Source organism: Nocardiopsis sp. TRM 82005, from assembly GCF_056312425.1.
The window spans coordinates 23,705-35,019 of the sequence record NZ_JBWDTQ010000036.1; the positions used below are offsets into that span (position 1 = coordinate 23,705).

General features: G+C 66.8%; 11 protein-coding genes. 2 read left to right on the forward strand and 9 right to left on the reverse strand.

Annotation, left to right across the window (positions count from 1 at the left end):
- Positions 1-297 precede the first annotated feature (297 nt).
- The 5 genes from fxlM to fxlA all read right to left on the reverse strand — a co-directional run bounded on the left by fxlM (position 298) and on the right by fxlA (position 5,976).
- On the reverse strand, positions 298-1,473 hold the full coding sequence (fxlM, locus tag AC0T5L_RS24645) for a methyltransferase, FxLD system (protein WP_476167873.1): 1,176 nt from the start codon (positions 1,471-1,473) through the stop codon (positions 298-300).
- Positions 1,474-1,506: 33 nt separating this feature from the next.
- Entirely contained in the window at positions 1,507-2,679 is a 1,173-nt protein-coding gene (locus tag AC0T5L_RS24650) for a lanthionine synthetase C family protein (RefSeq protein ID WP_476167874.1), read from the reverse strand.
- Entirely contained in the window at positions 2,676-5,426 is a 2,751-nt protein-coding gene (locus AC0T5L_RS24655; protein ID WP_476167875.1) for a lantibiotic dehydratase, read from the reverse strand. The genes AC0T5L_RS24650 and AC0T5L_RS24655 overlap by 4 nt, the downstream gene beginning before the upstream one ends.
- A 226-nt stretch (positions 5,427-5,652) precedes the next feature.
- Positions 5,653-5,790: a hypothetical protein gene (locus tag AC0T5L_RS24660; RefSeq protein ID WP_476167876.1), complete on the reverse strand. Its 138-nt coding sequence runs from the start codon at positions 5,788-5,790 to the stop codon at positions 5,653-5,655.
- A gap of 36 nt (positions 5,791-5,826) precedes the next feature.
- Positions 5,827-5,976 carry an FxLD family lanthipeptide gene (gene fxlA / locus AC0T5L_RS24665; protein ID WP_150246332.1) on the reverse strand — a complete coding sequence of 50 codons (150 nt, stop codon included), beginning with the start codon at positions 5,974-5,976 and terminating at the stop codon, positions 5,827-5,829.
- A gap of 33 nt (positions 5,977-6,009) precedes the next feature.
- Between fxlA and AC0T5L_RS24670 the strand changes: the two genes are divergently transcribed.
- Positions 6,010-6,171, forward strand: a complete 162-nt coding sequence (locus AC0T5L_RS24670) for a hypothetical protein (RefSeq protein ID WP_476167877.1) — start codon at positions 6,010-6,012, stop codon at positions 6,169-6,171.
- Between the two features lie 456 nt (positions 6,172-6,627).
- On the opposite strand, the gene AC0T5L_RS24675 is transcribed toward AC0T5L_RS24670, so the two are convergent.
- Both AC0T5L_RS24675 and AC0T5L_RS24680 read right to left on the reverse strand, forming a co-directional pair.
- Positions 6,628-6,855, reverse strand: a complete 228-nt coding sequence (locus tag AC0T5L_RS24675) for a BldC family transcriptional regulator (RefSeq protein ID WP_476167878.1) — start codon at positions 6,853-6,855, stop codon at positions 6,628-6,630.
- Positions 6,852-7,145 carry a WhiB family transcriptional regulator gene (locus AC0T5L_RS24680; protein WP_476167879.1) on the reverse strand — a complete coding sequence of 98 codons (294 nt, stop codon included), beginning with the start codon at positions 7,143-7,145 and terminating at the stop codon, positions 6,852-6,854. Before AC0T5L_RS24680 ends, AC0T5L_RS24675 begins: the two co-directional genes overlap by 4 nt.
- A gap of 697 nt (positions 7,146-7,842) precedes the next feature.
- Here AC0T5L_RS24680 and AC0T5L_RS24685 point away from each other — a divergent pair.
- Positions 7,843-8,898, forward strand: coding sequence for a hypothetical protein (locus AC0T5L_RS24685; RefSeq protein WP_476167880.1), 1,056 nt, complete (start codon positions 7,843-7,845; stop codon positions 8,896-8,898).
- A 9-nt stretch (positions 8,899-8,907) separates the two neighbouring features.
- Here the strand turns inward: AC0T5L_RS24685 and AC0T5L_RS24690 are convergent, their stop codons facing one another.
- On the reverse strand, positions 8,908-9,846 hold the full coding sequence (locus AC0T5L_RS24690; protein ID WP_476167881.1) for a 1-aminocyclopropane-1-carboxylate deaminase/D-cysteine desulfhydrase: 939 nt from the start codon (positions 9,844-9,846) through the stop codon (positions 8,908-8,910).
- Positions 9,847-10,573: 727 nt separating this feature from the next.
- A complete protein-coding gene (locus AC0T5L_RS24695) occupies positions 10,574-11,308 on the reverse strand; it encodes a PaeR7I family type II restriction endonuclease (protein WP_476167882.1) in 735 nt (244 codons plus the stop codon).
- Between the last annotated feature and the right edge of the window lie 7 nt (positions 11,309-11,315).

Consider the following 11,315-nt stretch of genomic DNA (forward strand, 5'->3'; position numbering starts at 1 on the left):
CACGCTAGCCCCGAGACCGGCCTGTGTAGGGACCGCCATCTCCGTCACACATCCCACTTGTTGAGTGCAGCGAAGATGGGTTCTAGCACTGATCTTGTAGTGCGTCACGGTCCGTAACTCAGATGAAGTAGACGCAGGAGTACTTCATCAACATCCTGAACTACGCACGTAGCTCAGGAACACAGGTCTCCATGGCCCTCCGTGAGAGAACCACAAAATTCAGTGCCAGAACACATCCCCGCGCTCGTCAACAGTGTGCCTGGACGGTGCTAACCGTCCAGGCACACCCCTGGCCGGCTACGGCCTGGTGACGAGCAGGTGCGTGGTCCGCTTGGTGATGACACGCCCCGATGTGCCGTCGAGCAGGGACTTGTCACGGGCGGCTGTGAACGCCAACCGGTCCTCACGGTCCTTGTCCCAGGCACGCACGTGGTCCACGATCCGAGCGCACAGTTCCTGGGCGGCCGGGCCGTGGCCGATGGCTCCCAGCTCGGAGTCCCGGGCGCCTTCCTCGCGTCGGTGGGTGAGGTAGGCCAGCGAGGAACCCTCGATCACCGCGGGGGTCATGGACGGGATCACCGGTCGCGCCCGACCCGACTTCACCGCCTCAGGCTGAGCAGCGATACGGCTGGTCCCCCGCTCGGCCACGACCAGCCGTCCCCCGAGGCCGTGGATCGGCTCGACGCCGACCGTGACTCCCGACCAGGTGGCGGTGGGAGAAGTGTCCAGCACCCCGGCCAGGTCGTCGGAGCGGATGTCCTGGTCTTCGTCATAGCGCACCATGACACCGCCGCCGAGGTCGAGGTCGTGTTCGCCGTCGTCGTTGCGCATGGGGATGAACCCGCACAGGCGCGCGGTCTCGCTGATCATCCGGTCACCGTGGCGACGGAACGCGATCGACCGGGTCGTGCCCCGGAACCTGAGCGGAATGACCAAGAGGCCTCCGTCGACGAGCTGGTCCCACCAGGTGCCGGGAATGTCCCACGACCCGGCGGTGATGACGATCCGGTCGTAGGGAGCGCGCTGGGGGACCCCCTCTTCACCGTCGCCGTGGACCAGGCGTACCCCGTCGACTCCGGCCCGTTCCAGTGCGGCGCGGGCGTGGGCGATGGCGTCGGCGTCGATGTCGATGGAGGTGACCGACCCGGTCGGTCCCACCAGGTGTGTGAGCAGGGAGGCGTTGTAGCCGGTTCCCGCACCGATCTCCAGCACGTTCTGTCCGGGTTCGGTCTCCAACTGTTCGAGCATCATGCCGACGATGCTGGGCGTGGAGGCGGAGCTGAGGCACTCTCCTGCCGGGCCGCTCTTGATCGCGATGTTGCGGTCGGCGTAGGCCGTTTCCAGGTCCTCGTCGGGCAGGAAGAGGTCGCGCTGTACTTCACGCATGGCCTTCTCCACGCGCGGGTCGTTGATCCATCCCTGGGAGCGGAGGGTGTCGACCAGGCTGTTGCGCAGATCGGTGGCAGTGGTCACGGGTGTGCCCTACTTTCGTGGTCGGTTTCGCGGTCAGCTGGTGATCAGTAGGCAGGTGTCCCACCGGGTGCGGTGGGCGGGAGCGGGCAGGTGTGCCAGGGCCTGTCCGGAGGAGCCTTCCAGGAGTCCGGTGCCGGTGCTGGGTCGCACCGTGACCTGGTGTTCCAGGTTTCGTACCACCTTGTCGAGGCGTCCGGTGCCCTCGTCCTCGGCTGTCCGGCGCAGGGTCTGCAGCAGCCCGGAGCGGCCGTGGCACAGGCTCGCGTCGAGTGCGGCCAGCCGGTTCCGGTCGGTGGCGCAGGCCGCCAACGCATCCACGCTTTCGGCAGCGCGCTCCGTTCGGCCGAGGGCGAGGGCGGCCAGGTGCTGGGCGCGTGCCTGTCCGGGGATGCCGTAGCACCACGCCGGTCGCATCGGGTTGGGTTCCACGGGTTGTTGTTCCAGGTACTGGGGCCAGGTGATCCAGCGGGGCCACCACACTCCGTCGTCGTCGCGGTGGCGCCAGATGTTCATCCAGGCGGCGATGTACTCGATGGCGTCGACCTGTCCAGGGACCTCCACGCCGCGGTGCAGGGCCGTGGCCAGGACGGCTAGGGGTCCGGCGATGCCGTGCGCCATTCCCAGGTTGGCGTGCCCGTGGACGAAGCCGGGGCTCTCCTGTCCTTTCGGGGACAGGCGTGTCCACCATCCGGGCACCTGTCTCCCGTGCACGTGGCGGGGCTCGGTGAGGGCCACCAGGTAGGACAGCACCGCGCGGGTGGTGTCCCCGTCGGGTTGGGTGGTCAGCAGGTAGGCGCCCAGGCCGGAGAGTCCACCGATGAGGTCGTATTCGCGTGGGGTCGTGGTCGCGCCGTCGGCCAGACGCCGGTGCGCTGTGTGGAGACGCTTTCGAGCCAGGGTGAGTACATGGGTGTGCAGCCGCCGACGGAGCTCGGCGTCCCCGGCCCGGGTGATGGCCAGCACGTAGGCCAGGGAGGTGACTCCGCAGAACAGGGCACCGTCGGGGTGGGAGGAGACGGAGGTACGGGTGGCGGCCCGCAACCATGCCAGCGCGGTGTCGGCTCTGTCGGGGGCGGTGGTGGCTCGGGTCAGGTGGAACAGCGCGGGTCCCAGAGCGCCGTTGGACAGCGACTGACCCCAAGCCGGGTCGGTGATGTCCTCGGGCACCCGGTCCAGGTCCCGGCTCGGTGGTGCGGTGGTGTTCACGTGCGGGTCCTCTCGGCACGGTGGTGCCAGGTCAGTGCCACTTGCCGGGCGGTGCGGTAGCAGGTGCGCTCCCCGGCTCGGTCGATGCCCAGAACACGGTTGTGGAGCATGTGCAGCAGTGAGGAACAGACCGTGTCGGAGTCGGGCCCGGGGCGCTCGTCCAATCGGGTCCGGTAGGTGATCAGTGCGCGGTGCAGGCCGGGATGGGTCGGGTGCGCGGCGAGCTCAGCGGCTCGTTGCTGGACGTGTGCGGAGGACGCATCGGCTCGCTTGTCCTCGCGGTGGTCCAGCAGCCACCGGGTGCCACCGGTGAAGGAGCGCACGGTGTGGACCATCATCGCGGCGGCCAGTGCCGTGGCGTCCGTGACACCACGGGCGAGGTAGTCCAGGACCACGGCCGATTCGGTGGTGAAGACCGCTTCGGCGGCTTCCAGGCACGGCCCGGTCCCGTAGCGTCCGCTCTCGGGCAGATAAGTGTCGAAGGCCAGGCGGGGAGAGAGCCCGGAGTCGCGCAGGCGCTCGGCCCACGACCCGAGGGCGGTCACAGCCCGGGAGGTCTCCTGGGAGGAGCCGACGCGGATACGCAGGCGCAGGTGATCGGCGTCTCGGGGTTCGCGGTAACGCAGGAACCACCAGGGCGGGTCGCCCAGCTCGTTCAGGAGGGCGAGTAGGTGGTGTGTGAGGATCTCGTTCTGGCGGTGTGGGTGGGTGTAGACCTTCGCGAACAACCAGCGCGCTCCCTCGGATCCGGGGAAGTCTCCGCGTTCGCGATCGGTCACAGTGACAGGGCAGACCCGTTCCAGAGGTGAGGGGGACGGAGGCAGTGTGGTCACCAGTGGCACGACGACCTCGTGCTCGTGACCGCCGATCCACCCCAGGTCCATGTCCGGGTCGGGTACCTCGGTCAGCAGAGCCCGGCCGTGTCGGTCCAGGTGTGCGAGCACCAGTGCCCTGTGCGCAGCCGCTTCCAAGTCGACCGGCAGTACCCGGTCCCCGTGCACGAGGCCGACGGCGTCGGGCACCCTCCACTGGTGGCGCCAGGCCTTCAGGATCTGTTCCCGATCCCGCCCGAGGGGTGCGTCGTCTCTGGTGAGCATCCACCGGGCCGAGGCCAGGATGGTGCGCCGGTAGCGGATCCGGGGCAGGAACGGCAGCGCAAGGCCGGAGTCGCCCCAGGGGAACTGTTGGTAGGAGGCGCACAATCCTCGTGTGAAGTTCGCCAGGAAACGGGCCAGCGCGGGTGTCTGGGAGTCCAGGGACAGTCCGTGCATCATCTGCGGTTCGACGATGCGGCCTGTGGGGGTGTGCACCAGGTACAGACGGGTCCGGTCTACCAGCACACCCAGGTCTGCGGCGGTGAGCACGCCGGGCTCCTCCTCGGGCCGGTGCTCGCCCAATGCCAACACGTGGTCCAGGAAGCGCGGGGTGTGTGCGACCTGGTCGGCCGCTGGAGTCAACGGTGCAAAGCTCATCTGGGCGGGGAACGCTCCTGCGGTGGTCACCGGAATCCGTGAGGCCGCCGCAGCCAACGGTGAGCCCGCGATCTGGACCCGGCCGGTCATCGTCCCGATCGCACGGGCCGGACGCAGCCGCAGCGTGTAGCGGCCGGCATCGAGATCGGCCGGGCTGGCAGAGCACACGGTCACCGCGGTCTCCACATGGGGCGGCACCCTCACCGAATCGACTTCGGCTACCGTCAGTCCGTCCAGGTCGGCGTCGTCGAGCACGACCTCGCGTTGCCCGAGCACCGCAGCGCGCTGGGCCAGCACCAGGAGGCGTTCTTGCCGGGCGAGGAAGCTCGGGGTGCGCTCGCGGGGCAGGGACAGGCGGGTCCCGGGATAGGTGGCCGGGTAGCCCAATCCCATGTCGCGGTCGAGCAGGTCCGCCAGTGGGACCACCGTCCCAGCCCCGTACCGGTGCACGAACTCGGTGTAGTAGTCCCGCCAGCCGGGATCGCCGCCCGGGTGGGGAGACAGACGGACCAGGGCGGTAGCCGCGACAGCAGCCTCCTCGGCCACACTGCTCGGCAGCGTCAGGTCGCAGTCCAACTGCAGGTCGATGCGGAGTGGTGCCGCGGTGCTGGCCGGGTCGGTTTCTGCTTTCCGGAGCTGGTCCAGGACAGGAGCAGCCGCCCGCACTTTGTGTATCTGTGCCCGGTCAAGATGCTCCAGGACGTGGCCGAGCACGTCGGGAGTGGTACCTGGGGCACGCAGTTCCGAAACGAGAAAACCTTGGGTGAGCAGGCCGCGAATCATCGCTGCAACGGCTTCACGCGGCGCGGACGGCTCGTGCGCGCACAAACGGTCGGCCACCGCGCTCACGGTGATCGGTGTGGACGCTGCCTCCAGCACGAGACGCACCGCTTCGGTCCGTCGGATCTCGATGCGCTTCTTGCCGTGGGTGAGTTCGTAGTGGTCGCCGCGCAGACGGATCCGGTCATCAGCCACCACATGCAGCCGCTCGGCCGCCTCTGGAACAGCTTCCAGGTCGGTGACGGCCTGGTGCAGCCACTCCGGATCAGGCCGGGTGACGGCCCGGTGATCGAGACCCCACCGCAGCCGGGTCTTCTCTCCAAAAGAAGCGGGGGCGGTACCGGCGAAGAACCCGAACGGGGTGGAGCGACCCGTGGCGCGCAGTAGGTACCGCATGAGTGCCAGGGTCGCCCGGCGCACCTTCCGGTCATCATCGACCCGGCGGGCTGTGATGGCGTCCAGAAGCGCGGACAGGGAGGGGCTGGCCAGCCGCACCGCCTCTGCCGATGGTCCCGGCCACTGATCCGATACCCAGGCCCGCACCTCTTCAGGGGCAGCGTGATCGGGGTCGGGCCACGCCTGTGACTCCGGGTCTCGTGGCAGTCGGGCCGCCCTCAGCAACGCCGGGCCCAAGGCCCGGTACAAGGCGCTCACGGTTCCTCCTTGATCGTTCGCTGTCTGGGCCCGGGGGCGTCCCCGCCCCCGGGTTTGGTGAGAGGTGTCAGGTTCCGCTGACGCAACTGCCTGACGCACAGGTCGCGCCGCATCCGCCGTCACTGACCAGCACGGTGAGGCCGTCGGCCGCCACCGAGTCCTCGGTCACGTGCACGTCCAGGACCAGATCGGGGGTTTCGTGCACCGCTCTCCTCCTTCGTCCATCAGGGGGTAAGGCGGCTCAGAGACCGCTGTTGGTGCAGGCGCTCGCGCACGTGGAGCCGCAGCCGTCGCTGGTGTCGCAGGGCACGAGACCGTCGTCGTTGACGGCCTCGTCGGTCACACGCACTTCCAGGGCGAATGTGGATGCGTTGGTGTTCTTGGAGTCCATGGATTTCGTGTCTTCCTTGTGTGGTGTGTTGTCATGAGGTGGACACTCGCCTCGGGCCCGGATATGGGCCCGGAGGTGCGCGAGAGGATGGTCCTGGCGGTCTCCTTCCTGCCTTTCTCGTCGTGGAAGCCCGCTGGGCCGGGCGAGATCAGGACGGTGGCGGAGCAGGCACCGAACAGCGCCGGCAAGCTCTGACAGGTCGTCCTGCGGAGCGAAGCCGACGGTGGGTGTGGCCCGGATATCGGTGTTCGTACACGCCTGGCTCGCGAAGGCATGTCCCAGCACGGCCAGACAGGTGGGATCGTCCAGGGGCTGTTCCTGGCGCTGCGCCATCACCCCGACAGCGACTTGCTCCCCATGAGGGATGCAGGGGCGCGGTATTGGGCCGCTGTCCGACCGCCCATGTTCTGCCTGTCGGAAGCGGCGGGGGAGCCCCCTGTACTCGGCGGGTCCTGGGATGGACACTGGTCCAGCTCCTTTGCCTCGGGTGTCGTTCTCGTTGTCCTCGCCTGGGTGAGGTCCGGCTGGGAGATGGCCGGACCTCGCAGGAAAGGGCGGTAGCGCGTACAGCTCTCGGACCGAAGAGGTGCCCCACAGCACCGCTCTGGTGTTGTTCGTCCCGGCTTCCGGAGGGGACGGACCGTTGTCAGGTCAGACTCCTCCGGCCAGGGTGAAGTCCCGAGCCAGCAGGGAGTACACCTCACGGGCGAGGAAGCGCCTGTGCCCTCCAGGAGTCCTGAAGCTGGACAGGAGTCCGCGGGCCGCCCACCTAGCCACGGTTTTGGAGTCCACGCGGAAGAGGGTCGCGACCTCCGCAGGTGTCAGGGGTGCTTCGGATTCTGTGTCCGTCGCAGGGAACGCGGTAGTACCAGAGGTCACGTGCGGTTGTCCTTTCCAACAGGGACAGCAGGGTTACGGGCGAGGAAGGCGAACCAGTCGCTCACCTGGGGATGGCGGCGACGCAGAGCCTGGCGTTCGGCGTGGGTCAGCCCGCCCCAGAGCCCGATGTCGATCCGCTCGGTCAGGGCTCGGGCCAGACAGTCCACTCGGATCGGGCAGGGAGCACAGACATGGCGGACACGTCGCTGCTGCAGAGCGTTGCCGAACAGGTGCTCGGGGTCGGGCAGGTCCTGGCACGGAATGCGAGGTGCTGCGATGGCTGTGGTCATCGGTACGAAGGGACCGGTAGCGGGCAGGGCGCGTGGGACACGGGGTTGATCGAGGTCCAGGAGCAACACGAGACGGGGCACCGCCAGTACGACGCCGGGTGGGTGCGGGCGATTACCGTCTGAGCACGCCTGATCTGGATCTCCAGCCCTTCGGCGGAGGTATCCGAGAGGGGATCAAGATCGGCGTCGCCCTGGTAGAAGGCGAAGTACCTTCTGGCTCCGGGCCCCCACATCACCCACCACAGGCGGTGGTGACGCTGATGGAGCTGCTCAGCGGCCGCGTACTGCACACGGTCGTCCGCCACTTCCCAGCCCACTGCGGTCACCGGCCTGTTCCACCACGGTGACGGTGCAGCCTCAGGAGGTTGGAGAGCGGTCCGGGCACCTCCGTCGTAGGCCACGCCGCTGTGGCCGGCCGGAACCGTCGCCCGGTAGTTCTGTGTCGCTCCCACATGCACCCCTCCGTACTGGCGCCGAGGCCGCTGTTCCCGGTAACCGCGCAGAGCGGTGTCCCGCGAAAACAACGGCTGTCGTCCCTGGTGTGTGGGTTCAAGCCTGTTGGAGAACGGTTGCGCTGACCACCCAGAGCAACCATGATGATTGGCTGCAACATCTCCCTGTTCAACAGGGAGGTTTTGCGCTGGCTCTCCGGACCGTTAGCGTCCATCAAACACATCGCCCGACCGCGGGAGGCACGATGGCGATGAAGGCCCGTAGCGCTCGCCAGGAGCAGAAGGCGACAGCCGACCGGCTCCGCTCACAGGGGATGTCATGGGTGGAGGTGGCCGAGGCCTTCCGGAAGCGCTACCGCGTGAACGCCCGTGTGGCCTTCCGCCTGGTTCGCGGCTGGAGTCAGCGGGAGGCCGCTGACCGGTGGAACGACCGCTGGCCCGCCTCTCCCAAGACCTTCAAGAACTTCTCCTACTGGGAGCTATGGCCCTCATCGACCGGTCACGCGCCGTCCTTGGAGATCCTGGCCCGTCTGGCAGAACTGTACGAGTGCTCCGTAGCCGACCTGGTCGCCGACTGCGCCGACCACCGAGGCACGGATCCCGCTCACCGGGCGAAGTCCGTCGCCGATGAGCTTCCCCTCCTCGTGGCCCATGGAACCTCCGATGCCGACACGGAGGGCGAGCAGGCCCTGGCGCTCGCGGAGCGCTTGGAGTCCTTGGACGTCCACGACATCGCCCGCGGTGTGGCCGCCTGGTCCGTCTCCGGCGGCATAGGGCCCAATGCCCGCCGCGTGTTCCTGAAGGTCTCAGCGGGTCTGTCGCTGGCCGCATCCCTACCGGTCAACGCCTCCAAGGAGGACCCGCTCCCGCCCGGCAACGGAAGCACGCGCGCCGACGAGGACTACTCGGGAATCTGGCATAGCCGATACCGGTACCCAAGCAGCAGCCGAAACAGCGAATTCACCAGCGAGCACTACGTCGTCCTCCGCCAGGAAGGCACGCATCTGGTCGGACAGAGCCTGCCGCACACCACCGGTTCCCGACTGGACCTGCAACTGGATCTCGACAAGGGTGTGGCCAGCGGCTCCTGGAGCGAACGGACCTCGCCCACGGGTTACTATCGCGGCGCGGGCTACCACGGCACCCTGCAGCTCCTCATCAACCCGATGGGGCGCGCCATGAAGGGCAAGTGGTTGGGGTTCGGCAAGGACTTCACGGTCAACTCCGGCGAGTGGGACCTCACCTGGGTGGACCACGCCTCCTCACACAGGACCATCCGCGAATACCACATGAAGCTGTGACCGCTTGGTTTACCCGCTCAAGCTCTCAGCGGGGCCGGTGATGAGCGCGACCACGGTGCTGCCCCGGCAGAACCTGCCGCGCGCCACCAGGTCGTAGACCCCGGCGAGCATCTTGGCCACGTAGATCCGCTCCAGCAGCACCCCGTGGCGCGCGTGGAACTCCTCGATGAAGGCGGCCAACTCAGGTGGATGCTTGGCGAATCCCCCGAAGTGGTAACCGGTCTCGACCGACCAGTTATCGGTCACCACACCGGCCTCCTCCTGGAACCGGCGTACCTCCTCGGTGAGGAAGTCACCGCCCTTGAGCACCGAGAAGCCGATGGCTTCCTGCCCTGGGGCCAGACCTGCCGCCAAACCAGCGAGTGTTCCACCCGTGCCACACGCACAGCAGATGGCGTCGAAGTCCTCGTCGATCTCGTCGGCGATCGGAGCGCAGCCGCGCACGGCCAGGGCGTTGCTTCCGCCTTCGGGCAACAGGTAGAAGTCGCCGAACCGCTCGCGCAACCCGTCGACGACTGCGGGTGTGTGCTTGAACCGGTAGGTCGTCCGGTCCAGGTACTCCAGCCGCATGCCCTGTTGTGTGGCGTAGGTGAGCGACCAGTTGAGCGGAAGGTGCTCTTCGCCTCGGATGATGCCGATGGTCGAGAACCCGCACGCCCTGCCGACTGCGGCCACCGCTCGGATGTGGTTGGAGTAGGCCCCACCGAAGCTCAGCAGCGTGGAGTGGCCCTGCCCGTGTGCCGCACGGAGGTTGGGGTGGAGCTTGCGCCACTTGTTGCCTGGCACCTCAGCGCTGATGAGGTCGTCGCGCTTGAGCAGCAAGCGGACCCCGTGCTCGCGTAGGAATCCGTCGTCGACTTCCTCCAGCGGTGAAGGCAGCCGCACATCCGCGTAACCACAGCCCTTGAGCTCCATACGGGCCAGGTTAGCCATCACGAAACGCGGCACACACCAGAGCCTCCATAGCTCCCGGCGCCAGACAAGTTGCTCCCCCTCGCAGGGGCGATGAAGGCCCCGGACCTGGTGTGCGTGTGCGCGCCGTGCTGCTGGTTGCTACCCCTCGCAGGGGCGATGAAGGCCCGGACTCGCGTCCCTCTTCGGGTGGCTCAAGCCGTTACTACCCCTCGCAGGGGCGATGAAGGCTCGACCGACCGCAACGTGGCTGCATAGAGTTGAACGCTGCTCTTCTCCCGAGAGAGCGGTGAAGAATATCTGACCGGCAGGCTAGAGGTGGCTTGTGACAGACGCGAACCTCACGAGGTACCTTCTAATCCGATGGCCGCGGGTTCGAATCCTACCGAGTGCACCACAAAACCCCAGTTCAGAAGGAGCGCACAACCTCATCTCAGAGGAATCGCCGCACTGTGGGACCAGCTCACCACTCACACCCCTTCCCCGCCCGTGCCGCCGGGTCCTCCCAACGTCCCGCAGCACCAGCCAAGCCGTCTGCTCAGTCGCCTACCGTCCCGCCTCCGGCGACACAATGCCGGCCGGACCCAACATCACCTTCGACAGCCGCCTTGCTGCACGGGAGTGCCGGGAGGCGATCCCGGAACGCACCAGAGCCGACACGAGACAAGTGGCGAAAGTGGAAAGCATTGCCGAGACGACCCCCTCGGGAGCTCGAACACACCCTGGCAAGAAGACGCATCCAGGCATCTTCTCCTAGCCGATTTCACCCCTCGTTGGGGTAACCCAACTCCCCCAGGTAGCAGATCCTGCTTCGCACCCCAGCTGCAAAATGCGCCCAATCCAGTTGGTCCACTGGCTCGACTGGGTTCGGGGAGTCCTTTGAAGAGGTGACGTAACAAACCGAGTCATACAAAGACTCGTCGATGAGTCGTTTGCAGAAGATTCCGAACCTGTCCTGGTATGAAGTCCCATGCCAGATGGGTTCGGGAGGGAGGGCTGCCTTTTTCCCAATACTGACTGGACGCCGGGACCCCTCATCATCTTCCATAATGAAGAAGTACCCCAACCACGGCTTTTCTCCTGGGTATAGCTTCGCCAGGGCCGCGTGTCGGAGGTCCACAGCACTACCCAGGGCCTCTTCCACACGGTTATTGTAGTTGTTACCGAACGAGGGTCCACCAAGAGCTTTGAGTTCAAAAGCCGCCACCAGAGTTTGTCCCATGCTGACGACGACGTCCCACTGTTTCTGTGGACGAAAGTATCCGGGAAGTTCCAATCCTTGTTTGCGGTCAACACGAATAGATTCTTCGGGATATCCGGCTTCGAGGAAGAACTTCGCAATGAGCCCCGCGACACTATCGAAGTGCTTACCGGCCCTGACGGAACTGGCTGTTCCAGCGCCGACCGCGCCTTTGATCTTGGAAAGATCGCTCTGCGTGCTTTTTACGCCCCAGTACTGGGCGATGGCGTCCTCGAAGTCCTGACGGGTGACCGCCAACCTGTCC

What these genes read in the sequence shown, in the direction of transcription:
- fxlA (WP_150246332.1), bottom strand. Translation starts at nt 5,976, where the DNA reads ATGGACTCCAAGAACACCAACGCATCCACATTCGCCCTGGAAGTGCGT.
- AC0T5L_RS24670 (WP_476167877.1), top strand. Translation starts at nt 6,010, where the DNA reads ATGAGGTGGACACTCGCCTCGGGCCCGGATATGGGCCCGGAGGTGCGC.
- AC0T5L_RS24680 (WP_476167879.1), bottom strand. Translation starts at nt 7,145, where the DNA reads ATGACCACAGCCATCGCAGCACCTCGCATTCCGTGCCAGGACCTGCCC.
- AC0T5L_RS24685 (WP_476167880.1), top strand. Translation starts at nt 7,843, where the DNA reads ATGGCGATGAAGGCCCGTAGCGCTCGCCAGGAGCAGAAGGCGACAGCC.